This is a genomic window from Streptomyces sp. NPDC058375 (assembly GCF_042723425.1).
Taxonomy (GTDB): Bacteria; Actinomycetota; Actinomycetes; order Streptomycetales; family Streptomycetaceae; genus Streptomyces; species Streptomyces durocortorensis.
Genome location: NZ_JBHXJG010000005.1, coordinates 14,142 through 35,522, shown reverse-complemented (window position 1 = coordinate 35,522; position 21,381 = coordinate 14,142). Strand labels below are relative to the sequence as shown.

Here is a 21,381-nt window from a genome sequence, read left to right as displayed (position 1 = left end):
GGTAACCCCGGTTGTTTACCGCTGGTAACTACCAGGAGTGTTGCGTGAAGGTAACGATTGTTGGACGTGGCGTCAGTAGTGGTCCGGGGTCGGAACGGGCGCTACCGGGTCACTTCAGGGCGCTCTTGGCCTGCCAGTCGGCCCACGAGACGTTCCACGCGCCGTAGCCGTTGCCCTCGGCGACCGTGCCCTTGGCCTCTGCGCCGGTCATCTCGAACGGGTCGCCCACCCGCACCTGCCCGTACAGCGCGGAGGCGTTGGCGTCACTCATCCCCACGCAGCCCGAACTCCGGTTGGCCTGGCCGAAAACGCCCGCGTTCCACGGGGCCGCGTGCGCGTACATTCCGGACCAGGTCAGCCGCATCGAGTAGTCGACCATCTTGTCGTAGGCGTCGCCGAGGCCCACTGTCTCGGAGCGCATGTTGATGGTGCCCTCCTTCGACATCAGGACCGCCGTGCCCCGCCAGGAGGCCTTCTCGCCGCCCGGAGTGCCCGCCGACATCGGGATGTCCATGACCTGCTTGCCGTCCCGGTGCAGAGCGAGGCGGTGGCCGTCCAGGTCGACCTTGACGATCTGGGCCGCGCCGATCGTGAACGTCGTCGTGTAGTCGCGGACGAACCAGCCGCCGTCCGCCCCCGTGTCGACGCCGTTCAACCGCGCGTCCAGCGTCACCTTCGTGCCGGGCTTCCAATACTCCTTGGGCCGCCAGTCGACGCGGTCCTTGCCCGAGTAGTCCTGGAGCCAGCCCCAGGAGCCCTCGGTGTCGTTGGACGTGGAGACCTTCAGGGCCTTCTCCACGGCCGCCTTGTCCTTCACCGGGTGGTCGAAGACGACGGACAGCGGCTGCGCGATGCCCACGGTCGTGTTCTTCCCCGGCGCCAGGAGAAGCTTGTTGACCTTCTCGGCCTCGGCGGTGGTGAACGCCGCCTTGTCGCTGCCGCCGTCCGCGTCCGTCGCCTCGACGGTGTACGCGGTGCCCGGCGCGGCGACCCGGTCGGACGTCCAGGTCCGGCCGTCGGCGGATATCTTCCCGGCCAGCGCACCGCCCTCGTCCGCTGTCACCGACACCGCCTTCAGCTTCCCCTGCGCCAGCGTCACCTTGACCGGTTCGCCCGGGGCCGCCGCCTTGCCCGTGAGGTTCACCGAGACGCTGGTGTCGGGCGCCTTGCCGTCCCCGCCCACCTCGGCGGAGCCCGAGGAGCCGCCCGAGCACGCGGTGAGCGCGGCGGCGAGCAGCGCCGCGGGCCCGGTCAGGGCGAGCCGGGACCTCCGGCCGGCCGGGGCGGAACGAGGGATGCGCGGGCGTGCGGAACTCACGGAAATACCTCCAGGGCAAGGGTGCTCAGCAGGGGAGAGGCATTTCCCCCATGTCGGGTTCCTTCAGCCCCCGGAAAAACCTCACTCCGCGGCCCGGGTACGCTCCACCGTCGGCCAGAACTCATCACCCGGGGGACCATCTGTGAGCGCGACCGTCGACGGAACCCCGGGCACCACCGGCCCTGCCGCCCGATCCGCCTCGGTGCTGCGCAGCGGGGCCGTGATGGCGGCCGGTTCCGTCGTCTCGCGCGCCACCGGCTTCGTCCGCTCGGCGGTCGTCGTCGCCGCGCTCGGCACCGGGCTGACCGCAGACGGCTACACGGTCGCCAACACCGTCCCCAACATCCTCTACATCCTCCTCATCGGCGGCGCGCTCAACGCCGTCTTCGTTCCCGAACTGGTCCGCGCCGCCAAGGAACACGCCGATGGCGGAGCCGCGTACACCGACCGGCTGCTCACCCTGTGCACCGTCGGCCTCCTCGCCCTCACCGCGCTCGCTGTGGCGGCGGCACCCCTGATCGTCGGCCTCTACACCGACTACGAAGGACGCCAGGCCGAACTGACCGCCGCCCTCGCCCGCTACTGCCTGCCGCAGATCCTCTTCTACGGGCTCTTCACGCTGCTCGGTCAAGTCCTGAACGCCCGCGGCCGGTTCGGCGCGATGATGTGGACCCCGGTCCTCAACAACGTCGTCATCATCGGGGTGTTCGGCCTCTACATCGCCGTCGCGGCGAACGCCGACGGCACCCTCACCGACACGCACGCCCACCTCCTCGGCTGGGGTACCACCGCCGGGATAGCCGTGCAGACGCTCGCCCTGATCCCCGCGCTGCGCGCCGCGAAGTTCCACTGGCGGCCCCGGTTCGACTGGCGCGGCAGCGGACTGACCCGGCCGATGCGCGCGGCCGGCTGGCTGGTGCTGCTGGTCCTCACCAACCAGCTCGCCTACTGGGTCGTCACCCGCCTCTCCACCGCCACCGGGCTCCACGCCGCCGAGCAGGACATCGCGGGCGGGGCGGGCTACACCGCGTACAGCTACGCCTACCAGCTCTGGGTCGTTCCACAGGGCATCATCACGGTCTCGCTCGTCACCGCGCTGATGCCCCGGATGAGCCGGGCGGCGGCCGACGGCGACCTCCCCGGGGTGCGGCGCGACGTGGCGTACGCCCTGCGCACCAGCGCCGCCGTCGTGGTGCCCGCCGCCACCGCCCTGCTGGTGCTCGCGCCGTGGGTGATCGGCTCCGTCTTCGGGTACGGACGCACCACCGCCGCCGACATCACGGTGATGGCCGGAATCATGATGGCGTTCGCCCCCGGGCTGATCGCCTTCTCCGGGCAGTACGTCCTCTCGCGCGGCTTCTACGCGATGAGCGACACCCGCACCCCGTTTCTTCTCAACCTGGTGATCGCCGCCGTCCAGGCGGGCCTGTCGGTCGCCGCCTACCTGCTGCTGCCCGCCCGCTGGGCGGTGACCGGGATGGCCGGGGCGAGCACGGTGGCCTTCTTCGCCGGGTTCGCGGTCACCGGGTACGTCCTGTCCCGCCGGCTCTCCGGGCCCGGAGCCGCCTCCTTGCTGCGCTCACCGACGCTCGGCGCGCACGCCCGCCTGATCGCCGCCTGCCTGCCCGCCGGAGCCCTGGCGTACGGGGCGGCGCGCTCGGCGGCGGGGGCGGGCGACGTGGCGGCGGCCGGGGCCGGGACGCTCGCCCTTGTCCTCGCCGTAACGCTGCTGGCCCGGCCGCTCGGGATGACGGAGATCACCACGATGCTGACGGCCGGCCGGGCCCGGCTGCGCCGCTGAGGGCGAGGGGTGTCGCCGGACACCCCCTGGCCCGGTCAGCTGCCCGCCCGGTGCGAGGCGGGCGTGTTCGGCGCGGGGGCCTGGGCCTCGCGCGTCACGTCGCCGACCAGCTCGACCACATCGGGGCCGTACGCCTGGGAGTTGACGACCTTCAGCAGCAGGCAGAACGACTTGTTCCCGTGCTTGCGGCGCAGCTTGTCGTGGTTCCGGGCGACGTAACGGGTGGCCGCCTGGTTGGTGATGGCCCGCTGGCCGCAGAACAGGAAGACGGGACGCGACTCCTGACCCCCCGTCAGGCGTGCGAGCAGGACGTACTCCGCGGTGCCCGGCTCCATCCGGTAGCGCTCCGAGCCGACCTGGAACGCCACCCGGTCCGGCCCCGGGTCCTGCTCGACGTTGATCCGCACCCCCGGCAGCAGGGTCCGCAGATGGGCGGCCATCCGCTGGTTGGACGTCGGGCCGCCGACGCAGAACTCCGTACGCTCCCCGAACCCCTGCTGGGCCGTGTCGTGCGTGACGATCTGGGCGTTGGCCCCGCACCCCTTGATGAGCGCGGAGAGTTCGAGCAGGGCGAAGGCGTCGATGCGGTGCACCGACCCCTCGGCGCCCGCGTAGCGGTTGACGACCAGCAGGCATTCGGAGTTCGACGGCAGCCCGAAGAAGGCCTGCTTGCGGCGGAGCCCCCGCCGCCAGAGGTAGGTTCGGGCGAGCCAGCCCAGCGAGGCACTGATCCCGGCGGCTATCACGCCCAGCACGATGTTGCGCACGTCGTCCGTCATGGGCGCGCATGGTATCGGTCATTCGGGTAACCGTTCGAGGCGGTCCTGACGATCCGGGTTGCCCGGGGCTACCCTGCGGCGGAGATCCGTTGACTGGAGGTACGTATGCGCCGTTCCATCGGTCGGAACACGTCGCTGTTGGCCGTACTCGCCGTGGTCGCCTCGGTCGGAGCCGCCGCCCCGGCGGCCTCCGAGGCGACCGCCACGCCGCGCCCCGCGCCGCCCAAGTCCCCGGTGGCGGTGGGACATGGGGGAGCGGTGTCGAGCGTCGACCCGGACGCGTCGGCCGCCGGGATCGAGGTGCTGCGCAAGGGCGGCAACGCGGTGGACGCGGCCGTGGCCACCGCGGCGGCGCTCGGCGTGACGGAGCCCTATTCGGCGGGCATCGGCGGCGGGGGCTACTTCGTCCACTACGACGCGAAGAAGCGCACCGTGCGGACCATCGACGGCCGCGAGACCGCGCCGCGCAGTGCCGACGCCTCGCTCTTCCTGGAGAACGGCAAGCCGATCCCGTTCGAGGAAGGCGTGACCAGCGGCCTCGGCGTCGGCACGCCCGGCACCCCGGCCACCTGGGAGCGGGCGCTGGACGCCTGGGGCTCCAAGTCCCTGCGTACGCTGCTGAAACCGGCCGAACGCCTGGCCCGGGACGGCTTCGTCGTGGACGGCACCTTCCGCTCGCAGACAGCCTCCAACCAGGCCCGGTTCGCCGACTTCCCCGCCTCCGCGAAGCTGTTCCTGCCCGGAGGTGAACTGCCCGTCGTCGGCTCGGTGTTCAAGAACCCCGACCTGGCGCGTACGTACGAGAAGCTCGGCCGCAAGGGCGTCGGGGAGCTGTACCGGGGCGAGCTGGCCGACGACATCGTGCGTACCGTGCGCAAGCCGCCCGTCGACCCGGACGCCACCCGCGTCGTCCGCCCCGGCGACCTGACCCGCAAGGACCTGGCCTCCTACCGGACCCTGCGCAAGGACCCGACCAAGGTGAACTACCGGGGCCTGGACGTCTACGGCATGGCCCCCTCCTCGTCCGGCGGCACCAGCGTCGGCGAGGCCCTCAACATCCTGGAGTCCACCGACCTCTCCCGGGCCGACAAGGTCCAGTACCTCCACCGGCTCATCGAGGCGAGCCGGATCGCGTTCGCCGACCGGGGCCGCTGGGTCGGCGACCCCGCCTTCGAGGACGTACCGACGAAGGAACTGCTGAGCCGGCGGTTCGCGGACGCCCGGGAGTGCCTGATCCGGGACGACCGGGCGCTGACCAGCCCGCTGGCGCCGGGCGACCCACGAAACCCGGAGCGGTGCGGCAGCGGCGGCACGGCCGCGCCGACGACGTACGAAGGTGAGAACACCACGCACCTGACGACGGCCGACAAGTGGGGCAACGTCGTCGCCTACACCCTGACCATCGAGTCCACCGGCGGCAGCGCCATCACCGTGCCCGGGCGCGGCTTCCTGCTCAACAACGAGCTGACCGACTTCTCCTTCACCCCCGCCAGCCCGGCGGTCCACGACCCGAACCTGCCGGGACCGGGGAAGCGGCCGCGCTCCTCGATCTCGCCGACCATCGTGCTGAAGCACGGCAAGCCGGTGCTCGCCCTCGGCTCGCCGGGCGGGGCCACGATCATCACGACCGTGCTCCAGTCGCTCACCGGACATCTGGACCGGGGACTCCCGCTGGTCGACGCGATCGCCGCGCCGCGCGCCAGCCAGCGCAACGCGCCGACGACCGAGATCGAGCCGGACCTGTGGAACAGCCCGGTCCGCGCGGAGCTCGAGAAGCTCGGCCACGCCTTCAAGCAGAACCCCGAGATCGGCGCCGCCACCGGGGTGCAGCGGCTGCCCGACGGCCGCTGGCTGTCGGCGGCGGAAAAGGTGCGCCGGGGCGGTGGCTCGGCCATGGTGGTGCATCCGGGCGGCGGGCACTGAGGCGGGAGGGGTGCGCCCCCCGGACGCGTCGCCCAGGGGGTCCGTACGGGCCCCTCGTCCACGGGAAGGGTCCTTCCGCACCATGCGCACCCGCATGCTCGCCCTGACATCCGCCGCCTGCGGCGCCGCGCTCCTCGGAGCGGCGGCGCTGCCCGCGTCCGCGTCCGCTGCCGGTTCCGGTTCCGCGTCGGCTTCCGCGTCCGGCCCCGCGCAGGAGCCGGAGGCGGAAGCGGGCGTCGTGACCGCCGCCGACCTGCTCGCCGAGGCCCGTGCCTGTTCCCGGATCTCGAAAGGCACGTACCGCACCGACAGCGGCAGTGCGAAGGCCACGGTTCCGGTCTGCGGCACGCGGGACGCCGTGTTCTGGAAGGCGGACATGGACATCGACTGCGACGGCCGGAAGACCAAGGCCTGCAACCGGAAGACCGACCCGTACTTCCTGCCGGAGACCGCGTTCCAGAGCTCCCGCGGCGAACCCCTCGACTCCGCCGCACTGCCCCATGTGGTCGTACCGGGCCCGAGCAAGGTGTGGGACTACCGGAAGTCGGGGCTCACCGGCGGCAGCGTCGTGGCGGTCGTGTACCGGGACCGGGTGCGGTACGGCGTGATCGGCGACACCGGCCCCACGGGCATCATCGGGGAGGCGTCGTACGCCATGGCGAAGGCGCTGGGCATCGACCCGGACCCGTCGACCGGGGGCGCCGAGTCCGGCGTCACCTACATCGCGTTCAAGGACTCCCGCATCTCCCCGATCGAGAGCCGCGCCCGGGCGCAGAGCCGGGGAGCGGCGCTGGCCCGGGAGTTCGTCGGTCGGTGACCTCGCCGACCAGGGCCCGCGCGGGACGCCGCCCGGCACAATGACCGCATGATCGGCCAACGCATCACCCATCGCACGGCGGACGGCGTCCGCATACCGGGCACATGGCGGCACGCCTTCATCAACAACGGCGGGACGTACTACCTCACCGACCTGTTCATCTACGCCGACGGGCTCATCGACTGCTGGGGCCTGGTCACCGTCGAGGAGTTCGAGCGGAAGCTCCGCACCGGCTGGGTGGCCACCCACCTCCCGGAAGGGGCCGAGGCGTCCGCGCACGGCCTTGCCGCGTGGACGTTCGGGGAGACGCACGCCCGGCTCACCCCGGAGCTGCTGCTCGCCGAGGTCCGGGACACCCTCGACGAGCTGAACGGCCGCCCCGACTCCACCGGCAGATGCCTGGCCGCCGTGGACGCGTTCCTGGCCGACCGGTCCGAGGCGAACCGGGCCGCCGTCCGCGCCGCCTACCTCGCCGTCCCGGAGACCAAGCGTCATTACGCGCTGGGCGACATGGACCGCAAGGACCAGCCGCTGCGCGCGCTGGCGGCCGGGCCGGGCGGCATGCTGGAAGGCAGCCCCGACGGAGTCATCACGGCGGAGGCCTACGAGGAGGCCGTCGCCTACTTCGAGGAGCGCGCACGGCTGATCGCGGAACTGCCTTTCCGGGAGCCCGCGGACGGCTCGGCGACCGCGCACGCGCCCGCGGTCCACCTGCCGCACTCCTACCCGAGGCAGCGCGCCGAGAGCCCCGGCAAGGTGGCCCTGCGCAACGACTACCCCGCGCCCATCGACGTGGACGGCACGCTCTACCCCTCGGTCGCCCACGCCTACTGGGCCCTGTCGGTCGCCGATCCCGCCGAGCGGGCCGCCGTCGCGTCGGCGGAGACCGCCTGGGCCGCGAGCGCCCTGGCCGCCGACTCCGTACGGCACGACGGCTGGGAGCACGCCCGCAGCGCGGTCATGGCCGCACTTCTCCGCACCAAGTTCACCCAGCACCCGGACCTCGCGGAGATCCTCCTCGCCACCGACGACGCCACCCTCGTCTACGACGACGCGAACTCCCTCTTCTGGGGCGACAATGGGGGGCGGGGGCGCAACTGGTCCGGGCGGCTGCTCGAACTCGTGCGTTCCGAACTGAGCGCCCGGCGCGCCGGGTTCATGTGACGGGCAGCCGCCGGGTTCATGTACGGACGGCCGCCGAATTCATGTGACGGGCGGCTCGCTCACAGCGCGGTCAGGACGCGCGGGCCGTCGTCGGTGATCGCCACCGTGTGCTCAGCGTGCGCTGCCTGGCTGCCGTCCGTCGTCCGCAGCGTCCAGCCGTCCTCGTCGTGCCGGAACTCGTCGCCGCCTCCGGCGATCAGCATGGGCTCGATGGCGAGGACCATGCCGTGCCGCAGCGGCATGCCGCGCCCGCGGCGTCCCTCGTTCGGCACCGACGGGTCCTCATGCATGGACCGGCCGATGCCGTGGCCGCCGTAACCTTCCATGATCCCGTAGCCCGCCTCGCGGCAGACCGTGCCGATCGCGTGGGCGATGTCCCCGATCCGGTTCCCCACCACGGCCGCGCCGATGCCGGCCTCCAGCGCCTGGTTGGCGGTGGCGATGAGCCGGGTGTCGGCGGACCGGGCCTCGCCCACGGTGAAGCTGATCGCCGAGTCACCGGCCCAGCCGTCCAGGAGTGCGCCCGCGTCCACGCTGACCAGGTCCCCGTCGCGCAGCGGCTCGGCCGAGGGGATGCCGTGCACGATCGCGTCGTTGACCGAGACGCAGATAACGGCCGGGAAGGGGGTGGGCGCGAAGTGCGGCCTGTAGTTCAGGAAGGGGGAGGCCGCGCCGGCCTTGCTCAGCACCTCGCGGGCCGCCTCGTCCAGGTGGCGGGGTGTCACGCCGACTGCCGCCGCCTCCCGCGCCCGGGTCAGGATCTGCGCGACGACCCGGCCGGCCTCGCGCATCGCGTCGATCTGTGTGTCTGTCTTGATGTGCACCATGCCCATTACTATACCGGTCAGAGCGGTATAGTAATGACGGTATAGAAATGGCATCCCGTAGTAGGATGGCCCCATGGTCCGCACCCCTCTGACCCCCGAAGAGCGCCTGCGCGGCGAACGGCTCGGCGCGATGCTCCGTGCGGCGCGCGGCGATCGCAGCATGGCCGCCGTCGCCGCGAGCGCCGGAATCTCCGCGGAGACCCTCCGGAAGATCGAGACCGGCCGCGCTCCCACGCCCGCCTTCTTCACCGTGGCCGCCCTCGCCGGGGCGCTGGGCCTCTCCATGGACGAGATCCTCGGCCGCTGCGCGCCGGAACCGGTCGCGGCACCGCTGATCGCGTAGTGGCTCGGCGTCCGTGACGGCCAGGGCGTAGGGTCACGCCCGTGACTCTCCAGGACTTCGCACGCAGCGAGTACGTCAGCCTCACCACGTACCGGAAGAACGGCACGCCCGTCGCCACGCCCGTCTGGGCCGCCGCCGAGGGCGAGGTGCTGTACGTCTGGACGCGCTCCGACTCGTGGAAGGTGAAGCGGCTCCGCAGCAACGGCAAGGTCGTCGTCACCGTCTGCGACGTACGCGGCAGGATCGCCGAGGGCGCCCCGAGCGCGGAAGGCGACGCCAGGCTCCTCGACGAGGACGGCACCCGTGCGGCGCGCAAGCTGCTGGCCCGCAAGTACACCTGGAAGTTCTGGCTCGTCGACTGGCCGGCCACGGTCGCCCGGCTCGGCAAGCGTCCGCACACCGGGATCGCCATCACCTTCTGAGCTGCCCTCCGCGCCCCCTCGCGCTCCCGCCGCAGCGCGCCCGAAAGCTGCGCGTAGCCGCCCCGTAACACGGCTGCGGTCGAATGCCTCCGGACTGGAAGGCTCCAGTCGACGGTCGGCGGTCGGCGAGGGCAACGATGACGGTGCATCAGCAGGCGTACGAAGTAGGGGCGTTCGCGCAGTACCTGCGGGATCTGGTGGCGCGCCTGGACTCCGGCAGCGGATGGTACGGGGTCTTCGCCCGGCGCGACCCGGCGGGCATGCGGTCCTGCCTCGACGGGGTGGAGATCCCGCCCTGGGACGTGGTGGAGTCGCTGCTCGCGGACCTCGCGGCCCTGCACGGCGCCAGGTTCGCCGAGCAGGTATCGGTCCGCGCCGCCGCGCTCTACTCCGCGTCCGCCGCCACCCACGACCGGCGGCCCGGCGGGCGCCAGGAGCTCGTCCACCGGCTGGAGTTGATGGTCCGCGAGCAGCACCGGGCGGCGGAGCGCCTGCGTGGCGCGGGGCACGGCGACCCGGACCCGGCCGGACCGGAAGCCCTGGCCTGGGCCCGCGACGACCACGAACGGGCCACCGCCCGGTGCGCGGAACTGCGCAAGCGCCTGGCGGCGGTGACGGCACCCGAGGGCTGGTTCCGGGCGGAGGGCGGGGAGGGTGGCGAGGGCTCGGCGGCTGGGGGGCCCACCGGGGGCGCTGGGCCCTACGGGGTTGCCGAGTCCGCCGGGGTTGCTGAGTCCGCCGGGGTCGCTGAGCCCTACGAGGCCGCCGGGGCCGTCGGGGCGGCTGGGGCCTACGGCGTCGCCGGGGCCGCTGAGCCCTACAGAGTCGCCGAGTCCGCCGGGGCCGCTAGGCCCTACAGGACCGCTGATCCCTACGGGAGTGCCGAGCCCTACGCGACGGCCGAGTCCTTCGGGGCCGCCGCCCCCACCGACGCCGCCGCCCCCACCGGGACCGCCGCCCCCGCCAGGATCCCGGGGCCGCGGGTCGAAGTTCGGGCCCCGGTGGCCGAATTGCCGCGCCCCGGACGGCTCGCAGGTGACAGCGCGACCGGGAGCGGGACCGGGGCGGACGCCCCCGCGCCCGCGCCCGCTCCCCGGCGCAGGAAGCCGCGAGGCGCCCGGTTCGCCGGTCTGGAGGTCGATGAGGAGGCGGCCGGTCCGGCCCTCTCGCCGGCGCCCGGACCGCTCGTGCCGCCCCGCGCAGGCGTGCCCGCCCCGCGCGGGGCACGCTTCGGCGGCGCGGCGGAGGAGGACCACGGCGGCCGGGGCCGCGCCGGGCGAGGCCGCGGGCAGGGCGCCCCGCCGGGTCCGGACGCCCTGCCGGATCCGGCCGCCGGGCAGGCCGTCGCCGGGGCCGTGGCCCAACTGGTCGGGCTGCGCGCCGAGGGCCGCAGCGGTGAGGCCCACGTGGTGCTCTGCGAGGTCGCGGCCTGGCCCGCGCCCCGGTTGCCCGTGCTCGCCCTCGCCCTGCACCGCGCCGGGCTCGCCGCCGACTGGACGACCCTGCTCTGGGAGGCGTCCTCGCTCCCGCCCGCGGGGTTCGCCGCCGCGGCGGGTGCGCTGGCCGCCGCCGGGCGGGAGGCGGACTGCGGGCTGCTGTTGCGCCAGGGAGTGGCCCGCCCCGCCGCCGAGGTGGCCGAGGCGGTGCTCGCCCTGGACGGGGTCGGCCGGGAACGGGAGGCGCGCGACCTGCTCGGCGCCTTCGTCCGCGTCCGCACTCCGCAGGAGGCCGCCGCGCTCGCCGGGAACGGCGGCGGCACCCGGCTGCTGCCGCTCCTCCTGGCGGCCGCCCGAGAGGTGTCGGTGGAGCGGGAATGGGACCTGGTCCACGCGCTGCGAGTGGCGGGCGTGCCGGGGGTCTGAGCCCCGCGTCGAGCACCGAGGATCGGCGCCGTGTCCGTTGTGGACCGGTCGGGTGCGAAACATGATCGACTCCGCCGGTTCACGGCGATGGTCTTGCCCCGCCGGACGGACGGGCTTACGTTCTCCATCCATGCACCGATCTACGTGCGTAGAGAACGCGTGCAGGCTCTCTGACGCCGCGTCGAAGGAGCAGCTCATGTCCCACGTCGTACGCGCCGCACTCGTCCAGGCGACCTGGACCGGCGACACCGAATCCATGATTGCCAAGCACGAGGAACACGCGCGCGAGGCCGCCCGGCAGGGGGCGAAGATCATCGGCTTCCAGGAGGTGTTCAACGCCCCCTACTTCTGCCAGGTCCAGGAGCCCGAGCACTACCGCTGGGCCGAGCCCGTGCCCGACGGGCCGACCGTCAAGCGCATGCAGGACCTGGCCCGCGAGACCGGCATGGTCATCGTCGTCCCGGTCTTCGAGATCGAGCAGTCCGGCTTCTACTACAACACCGCGGCCGTGATCGACGCCGACGGTTCCTACCTCGGCAAGTACCGTAAGCACCACATCCCGCAGGTCAAGGGGTTCTGGGAGAAGTTCTACTTCAAGCCCGGCAACGCCGGCTGGCCGGTCTTCGAGACCGCCGTGGGCAAGGTCGGCGTCTATATCTGCTACGACCGGCACTTCCCCGAGGGCTGGCGGCAACTCGGTCTCGCTGGAGCCCAGTTGGTGTACAACCCGTCCGCCACCTCGCGCGGACTCTCCAGCCACCTCTGGCAGTTGGAGCAGCCGGCCTCCGCCGTCGCCAACGAATACTTCGTCGCCGCGATCAACCGCGTCGGCCGTGAGGAGTACGGCGACAACGACTTCTACGGTACGAGCTACTTCGTCGACCCGCGCGGCCAGTTCGTCGGGGAGGTCGCCAGCGACAAGGAGGAGGAACTCGTCGTACGCGACCTGGACTTCGACCTGATCGAGGAGGTCCGCCGGCAGTGGGCCTTCTACAGGGACCGACGACCCGACGCCTACGACGGGCTGGTGGAGCCGTGACCGGACTGCACGAGCGCCACCTCGCCGTCAGCCCCGAGTGGCTGGCCCTCTACTACCGCCGCCCCCTCGAACTGACCCACGGCGAGGGTCGCCACGTCTGGGACGCGGACGGCAACCGCTACCTGGACTTCTTCGGCGGCATCCTCACCACCATGACCGCCCACGCCCTGCCCGAGGTGACCAAGGCGGTCGCCGAACAGGCCGGGCGGATCATCCACTCCTCCACCCTCTACCTCAACCGTCCCATGGTGGAGATGGCCGAGCGGATCGCCACCCTCTCCGGCATCCCCGACGCCCGGGTCTTCTTCACCACCTCCGGCACCGAGGCCAATGACACGGCTCTCCTGCTCGCCACCGCGTACCGCAGGTCCAACCAGATCCTCGCGATGCGCAACAGCTACCACGGACGGTCGTTCTCCACGGTCTCGATCACCGGCAACCAGGCCTGGTCGCCCACGAGTCTGTCCCCGCTCCAGACGCTGTACGTCCACGGCGGCGTCCGCACCCGGGGCCCGTACGCCGAGTTGAGCGACGAGGCGTTCATCCGGGCATGCGTGGCCGATCTGGAGGACCTCCTCGGGCACACCCGCAACCCGGCGGCCCTGATCGCCGAACCCATCCAGGGCGTCGGCGGGTTCACCTCGCCGCCCGACGGACTGTTCGCCGCGTTCCGCGAAGTCCTGGACCGGCACGGGGTGTTGTGGATCTCCGACGAGGTGCAGACCGGCTGGGGCCGCACCGGCGAGCACTTCTGGGGCTGGCAGGCGCACGCCGAGCACGGGCCGCCGGACATCCTCACCTTCGCCAAGGGCATCGGCAACGGCATGTCGGTCGGGGGAGTGGTGGCCCGCGCCGAGGTGATGAACTGCCTCGACGCCAACTCCATCTCCACGTTCGGCGGTTCACCGATCACCATGGCCGCCTCGCTCGCCAACCTCGGCTACCTCCTGGAACACGACCTCCAGGGCAACGCCCGGCGCGTCGGCGGACTCCTGATCGAGCGGCTGCGCTCCATCGCCGCCGCTTCCTCCGCCGTGCGCGAAGTGCGCGGCCGGGGCCTGATGATCGGCATCGAGCTGGTGAAACCCGGCACCGACGAGGCCGACCCGGAGGCTGCCGCGGCCGTCCTCGAAGCGGCCCGCGCCGGCGGCCTCCTCATCGGCAAGGGCGGCGGCCACAGCACCAGCGTGCTCCGGATCGCCCCGCCGCTGACCCTGACCGTCACCGAGGCCGAGGAAGGCGCGGCGATCCTCGCGGACGCCCTGCACGCGGCGGGCTGACCCCCGCCGGACGGACCCGCCCGTACGTCCACGAACCGCGCGGGGCGTCCCCGACCCGTACGCCAGGAGGGCCGTCGGGGCGCCCCGAGTTGAGGAGATCCCATGAGTCGCACCGTCATCCACGGTGGCCTGGTCATCACCGCGTCCGACGAGATCCACGCCGACGTGCTCGTCGAGGGCGGCCGGATCGTCGCGCTCGCCGCCCACGGGACCGACGCCGCCGAGAGCTGGAGCGCCGACCGGCGGATCGACGCGACGGGCAGGTACGTCATCCCGGGCGGCGTCGACGGGCACACCCACATGGAGATGCCGTTCGGCGGGACGTACGCCGCCGACACCTTCGAGACCGGCACCCGGGCCGCCGCCTGGGGCGGCACGACCACCATCGTCGACTTCGCCATCCAGAGCGTGGGCAAGTCCCTGCGCGAAGGGCTCGACGCCTGGTACGCCAAGGCCGACGGCAACTGCGCCATCGACTACGCCTTCCACATGATCCTCGCCGACGTGAACCCGTCCTCGCTCAAGGAGATGGACCGGCTCGTCTCCGAGGGCGTCACCTCCTTCAAGCTGTTCATGGCGTATCCAGGGGTCTTCTACTCCGACGACGGCCAGATCCTGCGCGCCATGCAACAGGCCTCCGGCAACGGCGGGTTGATCATGATGCACGCGGAGAACGGCATCGCGATCGACGTCCTGGTCGAACAGGCACTCGCCGCAGGCCACACCGACCCCCGCTACCACGGGGACGTCCGCAAGGTCGCCCTGGAGGCCGAGGCCACCCACCGCGCCGTCCAGCTCGCCCGGGTCGCCGGAGCCCCCCTCTATGTCGTCCACGTCTCCGCCGACGAGGCCGTGGAGGAGATCGCCGCCGCCCGCCACAAGGGGCTCCCGGTCTTCGGCGAGACCTGTCCGCAGTACCTGTTCCTCTCCACCGACAACCTCGCCGGGCCCGATTTCGAGGGCGCCAAATACGTCTGCTCCACGCCGCTGCGCCCCAAGGAGCATCAGGAGACGCTCTGGCGGGGCCTGCGCAACAACGAACTCCAGGTCGTCTCCACCGACCACTGCCCCTTCTGCTTCTCGGGCCAGAAGGAGATGGGCCGCGGTGACTTCTCCAAGATCCCCAACGGCATGCCGGGCGTCGAACACCGCATGGACCTGCTGCACCAGGCCGTCGTGGACGGGCACATCACCCACCGCCGCTGGATCGAGATCGCCTGCGCCTCCCCGGCCCGGATGTTCGGCCTCTACCCGAAGAAGGGCACCATCGCCCCGGGCGCCGACGCCGACATCGTCATCTACGACCCGGCCGCCGAACAGACCCTCTCCGCCGAGACGCACCATATGAACGTCGACTACTCGGCGTACGAGGGCAAACGCATCACCGGTCAGGTCGAGACCGTGCTCTCGCGCGGCGAAGTCGTCATCGACGGGCGGAAGTTCACCGGCCGCGCCGGACACGGCATGTACACCCCCCGCGCCACCTGTCAGTACCTCGACTAGGAGACCCGCCATGGACTTCGGCCTCGTCCTCCAGACGGACCCGCCCGCCTCCGCCGTCGTCGGCCTGATGCGGCGTGCCGAGCGCAACGGCTTCCGCTACGGCTGGACCTTCGACTCGGCGGTGCTCTGGCAGGAGCCCTTCGTCATCTACAGCCGCATCCTGGAGCACACGGAGAAGCTGACCGTGGGCCCGATGGTCACCAACCCGGGCACCCGCACCTGGGAGGTGACCGCCTCCACCTTCGCCACCCTCAACGACATGTACGGCAACCGCACCGTCTGCGGCATCGGACGCGGCGACTCCGCGATGCGCGTCGCGGGCCGCCGGCCGGGCACCCTGGCCCGCCTCGGCGAGGCCATCGACGTCATCCGGAACCTCGCCGAGGGCCGGGAGGCGACGGTCGACGGGCGGCCGGTGCAGATCCCGTGGGTGAAGAACGGGCGGCTGCCGGTGTGGATGGCGGCGTACGGGCCCAAGGCTCTGGCGCTCGCCGGGCAGAAGGCCGACGGCTTCATCCTCCAGCTCGCCGACCCCTTCCTCACCGAGTGGATGATCAAAGCGGTACGGGACGCGGCGGCCGACGCCGGACGCGACCCCGACTCCGTCACCATCTGCGTCGCGGCCCCCGCCTACGTCGGCAACGACCTCGACCACGCCCGGGAGCAGTGCCGCTGGTTCGGCGGGATGGTCGGCAACCATGTCGCGGACCTGGTCGCCCGTTACGGCGAGCACTCAGGCCTGGTCCCCGAGGCGCTCACCGCGTACATCGCCGGGCGCTCCGGCTACGACTACAGCCACCACGGGCGCACCGGCAACCCGGACACCGCCTTCGTCCCCGACGAGATCGTCGACCGGTTCTGCCTGCTCGGTCCCGCCGAGGCGCACATCGAGAAGCTCCAGGCACTGCGGGACATGGGCGTGGACCAGTTCGCGCTGTACAACATGCACGACGCCCGGGAAGCGACCATCGACGCCTACGGTGCCACGATCATCCCGGCCCTCACCGACTGACCTTTCCCACAAGCCTGTTGGGACGCGCACCCCCCACGGCACTGAACCGCCCCCCACTGAACCGCACCGCACCGCACCGCCCCGCACGGCACCGCTCCCGAGCGAAGGGCTCCGCCGCCATGACCGCCACCGTCCCACCCACCCCGCCGACTCCACCGGAACCACCCACCCCACCGTCCTCCCCGCACGACGCGATACCCGGCCCGGCCGCCTCCGGCCGGGTCGAACTCGCCCCCGGACACGTCCCCGACGACCCCCGCTTCGCCAACGACGACCTGCTGCCCGTCCCCGTGGAGCGGCGCACCTGGACGACGTACAACTTCGCGGCCCTGTGGATCGGCATGGCCCACAACATCCCGTCCTGGCTGCTCGCCTCCGGCCTGGTGGCGCTCGGCATGGACTGGAAACAGGCCGTGTTCACCATCGCGCTCGCCAATGTGATCGTGCTCGCCCCGATGCTGCTCACCGGCCACGCCGGGCCCAAGTACGGCATTCCCTTCCCGGTCCTGGCCCGCGCCTCCTTCGGACTGCGCGGCGCCAACCTGCCCGCACTGATCCGGGCCGCCGTCGCCTGCGCGTGGTTCGGCATCCAGACCTGGATCGGCGGCGTCGGCATCTTCACGCTGCTCGGCAAGATCTTCGGCGGCTGGGCCGGCGCGGCGGAGATCGGCGGGCAGCCCTGGACGCTCTGGCTCTGCTTCGTCCTCTTCTGGGCGCTCGAACTGGCCATCATCTACCGGGGGATGGACACCCTGCGCCGCTTCGAGAACTGGGCGGCCCCGTTCGTCCTGGTCGGCGCGGTGGTCCTGCTGGTCTGGGTGGCGGTCAAGGCGGGCGGCTTCGGTCCGCTGCTGGACCAGCCGTCCGCGCTCGGCTGGGGCGCCGACTTCTGGCCGGTCTTCTTCCCCTCGCTGATGGGCATGATCGCCTTCTGGTCGACGCTCTCGCTCAACATCCCCGACTTCACCCGCTTCGGCGCGGGCCAACGCGCCCAGATCCGGGGGCAGTCGCTAGGGCTGCCGACCACGATGACGTTCTTCGCCCTGCTCTCGGTGTTCGTCACCTCCGGATCGCAGGCGGTGTACGGGGTGGCCATCTGGGATCCGGTCCAGCTCGTCGCCCGGACCGACAACGTCTTCGGCCTCGTCTTCGGTCTGGTCACCGTGCTGATCGCGACGATCTCGGTGAACATCGCGGCGAACGTGGTCTCACCGGCGTACGACCTGGCGAACCTCGCACCGAGGTTCATCAGCTTCCGGACCGGGGCGCTGATCACGGGCGTGATCGGGGTCGTCATCATGCCGTGGAAGCTGACCGAGACGCCCGAGCTGTACATCTTCACGTGGCTGGGCCTGGTCGGCGGCCTGCTCGGTACGGTGGCGGGCATCCTGATCGCCGACTACTGGATCGTCCGTCGCACCGTCCTCGACCTGCCCGACCTCTACCGGCCGGGCGGCCGCTACTGGTACCGCAGCGGCTGGAACTGGCGGGCGGTGGTGGCCTTCGCGGTCGGCGGCGTCCTCGCGGTGGGCGGTTCGCACTCGGCTCCCGGCAAGGGCCCTTTCCCCGCCGACGGACTGATCCCGTTCCTGAAGCCGCTGGCGGACTACGGCTGGGCGGTCGGGCTCGCCTCCTCGCTGCTGCTGTACGTGGCGCTGACCCGCCGGGAGAACTCGGCGGCCCGCTGAGCGCCCGGCCGGGGCGTCACGGGTTCGAGGCTCCGCTGCACGGGTTTGACGCTGCGGCCCAGCAGGCCGCTACACGGGTTTGACGCTGCGGCCCAGCAGGCCGCTACACGGGCTTGATGCTGCGGCCCAGCAAGGCCGTGACGTCCACCGTCTCGTCCGCCGAGGGAGTGGCCGCGGGCACGGGCCGGTCGAAGCCGGAGAAGTCCACGGTCCCTTCCTCGCCGGCGTTCCGCACGGTGATGCGCACCGGGTACGGCGTGCCCTCGGCCGCCACATAGGCCGTCAGGCGCTCGCCGCCCTCCGCCCGGGTCACGGGGACGGTGGGCGCGCCGTTCACGTCGGTCTTCGCGCCCTTCGTCAGGGAGTCGAGGTCGGCGGTGCCGACGTTGTCCGTGATCAGCTTGCGGAACGTGTCGAGGTCGCAGATCTCGGTCACTTCCAGCAGCCGGGGGTCCTCGGCCGAGGCCTTCATGTACCGGCCGTCGAGGATCGCGTCGAAAGTGGAGCCGCCGACCGGCACATGGTTCTTCCAGAAGGCGGCGTCCGGCTTCAGCCAGACGTCGTCGCCGCGTTTCACGATCTCCACCGAACCGTCGTCGCCCATGTCGACCCCGCCCGCGCAGTTCCCCTCCCGGTCCAGTGTGAGGTCGACGCTCATGTCCTCCCCGGCCCCGTCGGTGCTGCCGCGCGCGCTCAGATGCAGCGAGCCGACGCCGACCAGGGCGTCGCGCGCGCGTTCGGCGATCTCCTCCGCGGGGAGCGCGTCGATGTCGTCGTCAGCCTGCGCGAGTGTGCCACCCGTGACGGTGAGAGCGACGGCCGCCGCACCCGCGGCCGCCCGAGCGGCCCATCGGTGTCCGCTCACGTCGCCTCCTCGAAAAGGCCCCGGTCAGGGCGTGCGAACCAGGATGACCGGCACATTCGAGCGTACGCCGGGAGTGGGGGCGCCGCCCGGCGTGCGCACGGAGAGTGAAACGCGGCGGTGTTTTCGGCCACGGAGCGTGGGCAGAGCTGCGGTGATCCCGCCCGGGATCACGTACGCACCACGAGGGAGAACGACCATGAACCTGTTCACGGGGACGAGGAGCACGGGCGGCCCGGCCGCGGGGAAGCGCTCCCGGTCCGCCCTGCGGGCGCTCGCCGCCACGGCGACGGCGGCCGCGCTGGCGGTCCCGTTCACCGCGGCGACCGCGACCGCGTCGGCGGCTCCGGCCGCGATTCCGCCCGGCCTGTCCTGCGACACCGGCAAGCACGCCATCGACGACTACACGGGCTTCGCCCTCTGCCGCAACAACGGCAGCCAGACGCAGGTCTTCTGGGTCCATCTCGTCTGCGGCTGGTCGCCGGACGTCGACGGCGACCGCGTCACTCTCCGGCCCGGCGAGTCCGGCCAGTCCACCGCCCATTGCGGGAGCCTCGGCACCGGCATCGGCGAGATCCACGTACGCCCCTGACGCAGGGCGCGTAGTCAGTAACAGCCGGAACAGCCGGAACAGCCGGAACAGCCGGAACGGCCGGAAAAGCCGTAACGGCCGTAACGGCCGGAACGGCCCGACGGGTTGAGCGTGTCGCCTCCTCTCGTTACCCTCCAGTAAGTACGTGTGGGCGCAGCCGGGACGACCGGTCGGCCCCGCGACCCGAGGGAGGCGGCACGCCCATGTCCTCAGCGGAGCCCACCGAAGCGGAGCCCACCGCGCAGACCGGCCCGGCGGTACGGGATGCCGGTCGTGCTCCCCGCCCGGCCGCCCCCCTTCCGCCGCCGCTGCCCGGACTCGCGGAGAGCGCCCGTCGGCTCGCCGACGCCACCGTCACCTCCGCCGCACTCGTGGCCGACGCCCTCGCCCGGATCGAGGCCACGCAGCCCACCCTCAACGCCTTCCGCCACCTGCGCGCCGAAGCCGCCATCGCCGACGCCGCGGAGGCCGACCGCAGGCTCGCGGCGGGGGAGCGGCTGCCGCTCCTCGGCGTGCCGGTCGCCGTCAAGGACGACACCGATGTGGCGGGCCTGCCCACCCACTTCGGCTGCGACGGCGAACGGCCCCCGGCCGCGTCCGACAGCGAGGCGGTCCGCCGACTGCGCGCCGCCGGAGCCGTAGTCGTCGGCAAGACCAACTCCTGCGAACTGGGCCAGTGGCCCTTCACCGAGGGCCCCGGCTTCGGCGCCACCCGCAACCCGTGGAACACCGCGCACACCCCGGGCGGCTCCTCCGGGGGATCGGCCGCCGCCGTCGCCGCCGGGCTCGTCCCCGTCGCCCTCGGCTCGGACGGCGCCGGATCCGTCCGCATCCCCGCCGCGTGGACGCACCTCGTCGGCATCAAACCGCAGCGCGGACGCGTCTCGGTCCACCCGCACAGCGACGCCTTCCAGGGCCTCACCGTGAACGGCCCCCTCGCCCGTACGGTCGCCGACGCCGCGCTGCTGCTGGACGCCGTCGCCGGGGCCCACCCCGAGGACTTCCACCGCCCGCCCGCCGTGCGCGCCGCCGACGCCGCCCGCCGCGACCCGGGCCGCCTGCGCATCGCGCTGGCCTGGCGTCCCCCGCTCACCCTCACCGGCGCCGGACCGGACCCCGAGGTGCGCCGGGCCGTCACCGCGCTCGCCGACACCCTCGCCCGGCTCGGCCACCACGTCGAGGAGGCCCGCCCCCGGTACGGGCTGATCGGCCTCGCGTTCGTGCCCCGCGCCACGGCGGGCATCGCCGAATTCGCCGCCCGGCACCCCGAACCGGCCCTGCTCGACCCGCGCACCCGCAGCGCGCTGCGGACCGGGACGCGGCTGGGCGGGCGGGTGGTCAGGGCCGCCCGCGCCCGCGAAGTGCGCCAGCACCGCAGGATCGGCGCCCTCTTCGACGCCTCCGGGTTCGATGTGCTCCTCACCCCGACCACGGCCGCCCCGCCGCCGCGGATCGGCAGGTTCGACGACCTGAGCGCCTGGCGCACCGACCTCGCGATGACGGCCGCCTGCCCCTACGCCTGGCCGTGGAACGTCCTCGGCTGGCCCGGGGTGAACGTCCCGGCCGGCTTCACCCGCTCCGGCCTCCCGGTCGGGGCCCAGCTGCTCGGCCCCTCCCGCAGCGAGGAACGGCTGATCGCGCTCGCCGCCCAGTTGGAGGACGACCGGCGCTGGCACGAGCACCGGCCACCGGCCTGAGGTCCCACGCCCACACCGCCCGGCCCGGTGGTACGAGGTCCCACGCCCACACCGCCCGGCCCGCTGGTACGAGGTCCCACGCCCACACCGCCCGGCCCGCTGGTACGAGGTCCCACGCCCACACCGGCCGGCCCGCCGGTCCGAGGCCCCACCCTCACACCGGCCGGCCCGCTGGTTTGAGGCTCCACGCCCACACCGCCCGGGCGGCCTCCGTCAGCTCCGCCTCCACTCGCCCGCGATCACCCGCCGGCTGATCGGCGAGTCCGTCGCCCGCCCGCCGGACCCCTCCACCGCCCCGGGCCTGGAGGCCCCCACCCGCCGTGAGCGCGAGGTCACCGCGCTGGTGGCACGCGGTCTCAGCAACGAGCAGATCGCCGTCCACATGGTGGTCAGTCCAGGCTGGTCGAGCCCCGGTCGTGGGGCGGCGACGGCCGGACCCCGGGGTTCCGACG

18 protein-coding genes and 1 pseudogene are annotated in these 21,381 nt (G+C 72.6%); 15 read left to right on the top strand and 4 right to left on the bottom strand.

Annotated elements, in window-relative coordinates:
- Nucleotides 1-109: 109 nt before the first annotated feature.
- A complete protein-coding gene (locus ACFWM7_RS02125; protein ID WP_383253978.1) occupies nucleotides 110-1,318 on the bottom strand; it encodes an Ig-like domain-containing protein in 1,209 nt (402 codons plus the stop codon).
- A gap of 142 nt (nucleotides 1,319-1,460) precedes the next feature.
- On the opposite strand from ACFWM7_RS02125, the gene murJ reads away from it, so the two are divergent.
- On the top strand, nucleotides 1,461-3,119 hold the full coding sequence (gene murJ, locus ACFWM7_RS02120; protein ID WP_383253976.1) for a murein biosynthesis integral membrane protein MurJ: 1,659 nt from the start codon (nucleotides 1,461-1,463) through the stop codon (nucleotides 3,117-3,119).
- A 35-nt stretch (nucleotides 3,120-3,154) separates the two neighbouring features.
- Here murJ and ACFWM7_RS02115 read toward each other — a convergent pair whose 3' ends face one another.
- The gene (locus ACFWM7_RS02115) at nucleotides 3,155-3,898 is read right to left on the bottom strand and encodes a hypothetical protein (protein ID WP_383253974.1); all 744 of its coding nucleotides are present in this window, start codon (nucleotides 3,896-3,898) and stop codon (nucleotides 3,155-3,157) included.
- A gap of 105 nt (nucleotides 3,899-4,003) precedes the next feature.
- Here ACFWM7_RS02115 and ggt point away from each other — a divergent pair, with 105 nt between their 5' ends.
- The 3 genes from ggt to ACFWM7_RS02100 all read left to right on the top strand — a co-directional run bounded on the left by ggt (nucleotide 4,004) and on the right by ACFWM7_RS02100 (nucleotide 7,802).
- A complete protein-coding gene (ggt, locus tag ACFWM7_RS02110) occupies nucleotides 4,004-5,821 on the top strand; it encodes a gamma-glutamyltransferase (RefSeq protein ID WP_383253972.1) in 1,818 nt (605 codons plus the stop codon).
- 82 nt (nucleotides 5,822-5,903) lie between these two features.
- Nucleotides 5,904-6,638, top strand: coding sequence for a glycoside hydrolase family 75 protein (locus ACFWM7_RS02105; protein WP_383253970.1), 735 nt, complete (start codon nucleotides 5,904-5,906; stop codon nucleotides 6,636-6,638).
- A 48-nt stretch (nucleotides 6,639-6,686) separates the two neighbouring features.
- Nucleotides 6,687-7,802, top strand: a complete 1,116-nt coding sequence (locus tag ACFWM7_RS02100) for an NADAR family protein (RefSeq protein WP_383253968.1) — start codon at nucleotides 6,687-6,689, stop codon at nucleotides 7,800-7,802.
- Nucleotides 7,803-7,861: 59 nt separating this feature from the next.
- Here ACFWM7_RS02100 and map read toward each other — a convergent pair whose 3' ends face one another.
- Nucleotides 7,862-8,629 carry a type I methionyl aminopeptidase gene (gene map / locus ACFWM7_RS02095; RefSeq protein WP_383253966.1) on the bottom strand — a complete coding sequence of 256 codons (768 nt, stop codon included), beginning with the start codon at nucleotides 8,627-8,629 and terminating at the stop codon, nucleotides 7,862-7,864.
- A gap of 73 nt (nucleotides 8,630-8,702) precedes the next feature.
- Between map and ACFWM7_RS02090 the strand changes: the two genes are divergently transcribed.
- From ACFWM7_RS02090 to ACFWM7_RS02055, 8 genes are all read left to right on the top strand, one after another.
- The gene (locus tag ACFWM7_RS02090) at nucleotides 8,703-8,972 is read left to right on the top strand and encodes a helix-turn-helix domain-containing protein (RefSeq protein WP_383253964.1); all 270 of its coding nucleotides are present in this window, start codon (nucleotides 8,703-8,705) and stop codon (nucleotides 8,970-8,972) included.
- Between the two features lie 41 nt (nucleotides 8,973-9,013).
- Complete coding sequence (locus ACFWM7_RS02085; RefSeq protein ID WP_383253962.1) at nucleotides 9,014-9,394, top strand: PPOX class F420-dependent oxidoreductase; 381 nt, start codon at nucleotides 9,014-9,016, stop codon at nucleotides 9,392-9,394.
- A gap of 137 nt (nucleotides 9,395-9,531) precedes the next feature.
- Nucleotides 9,532-11,256: a hypothetical protein gene (locus ACFWM7_RS02080; RefSeq protein ID WP_383253960.1), complete on the top strand. Its 1,725-nt coding sequence runs from the start codon at nucleotides 9,532-9,534 to the stop codon at nucleotides 11,254-11,256.
- Nucleotides 11,257-11,452: 196 nt separating this feature from the next.
- The gene (locus tag ACFWM7_RS02075; protein ID WP_383253957.1) at nucleotides 11,453-12,295 is read left to right on the top strand and encodes a nitrilase-related carbon-nitrogen hydrolase; all 843 of its coding nucleotides are present in this window, start codon (nucleotides 11,453-11,455) and stop codon (nucleotides 12,293-12,295) included.
- Entirely contained in the window at nucleotides 12,292-13,575 is a 1,284-nt protein-coding gene (locus ACFWM7_RS02070; RefSeq protein ID WP_383253955.1) for an aspartate aminotransferase family protein, read from the top strand. The genes ACFWM7_RS02075 and ACFWM7_RS02070 overlap by 4 nt, the downstream gene beginning before the upstream one ends.
- A gap of 102 nt (nucleotides 13,576-13,677) precedes the next feature.
- The gene (gene hydA / locus ACFWM7_RS02065) at nucleotides 13,678-15,078 is read left to right on the top strand and encodes a dihydropyrimidinase (protein WP_383253954.1); all 1,401 of its coding nucleotides are present in this window, start codon (nucleotides 13,678-13,680) and stop codon (nucleotides 15,076-15,078) included.
- A 10-nt stretch (nucleotides 15,079-15,088) separates the two neighbouring features.
- Complete coding sequence (locus tag ACFWM7_RS02060) at nucleotides 15,089-16,090, top strand: TIGR03842 family LLM class F420-dependent oxidoreductase (RefSeq protein WP_383253952.1); 1,002 nt, start codon at nucleotides 15,089-15,091, stop codon at nucleotides 16,088-16,090.
- Nucleotides 16,091-16,209: 119 nt separating this feature from the next.
- Nucleotides 16,210-17,778 (top strand): NCS1 family nucleobase:cation symporter-1, encoded by a 1,569-nt coding sequence (locus tag ACFWM7_RS02055; protein ID WP_383253950.1) that lies wholly within the window; start codon nucleotides 16,210-16,212, stop codon nucleotides 17,776-17,778.
- Nucleotides 17,779-17,881: 103 nt separating this feature from the next.
- On the opposite strand, the gene ACFWM7_RS02050 is transcribed toward ACFWM7_RS02055, so the two are convergent.
- Complete coding sequence (locus ACFWM7_RS02050; RefSeq protein ID WP_383253948.1) at nucleotides 17,882-18,643, bottom strand: hypothetical protein; 762 nt, start codon at nucleotides 18,641-18,643, stop codon at nucleotides 17,882-17,884.
- A 196-nt stretch (nucleotides 18,644-18,839) separates the two neighbouring features.
- Here ACFWM7_RS02050 and ACFWM7_RS02045 point away from each other — a divergent pair, with 196 nt between their 5' ends.
- The 3 genes and pseudogenes from ACFWM7_RS02045 to ACFWM7_RS02035 form a co-directional block, all read left to right on the top strand.
- Nucleotides 18,840-19,232, top strand: a complete 393-nt coding sequence (locus tag ACFWM7_RS02045) for a hypothetical protein (RefSeq protein WP_383253944.1) — start codon at nucleotides 18,840-18,842, stop codon at nucleotides 19,230-19,232.
- 203 nt (nucleotides 19,233-19,435) lie between these two features.
- On the top strand, nucleotides 19,436-20,929 hold the full coding sequence (locus tag ACFWM7_RS02040; protein WP_383253940.1) for an amidase: 1,494 nt from the start codon (nucleotides 19,436-19,438) through the stop codon (nucleotides 20,927-20,929).
- A gap of 223 nt (nucleotides 20,930-21,152) precedes the next feature.
- A pseudogene (locus ACFWM7_RS02035) lies at nucleotides 21,153-21,326 on the top strand (LuxR C-terminal-related transcriptional regulator); the annotation flags it as partial.
- Nucleotides 21,327-21,381 lie beyond the last annotated feature (55 nt).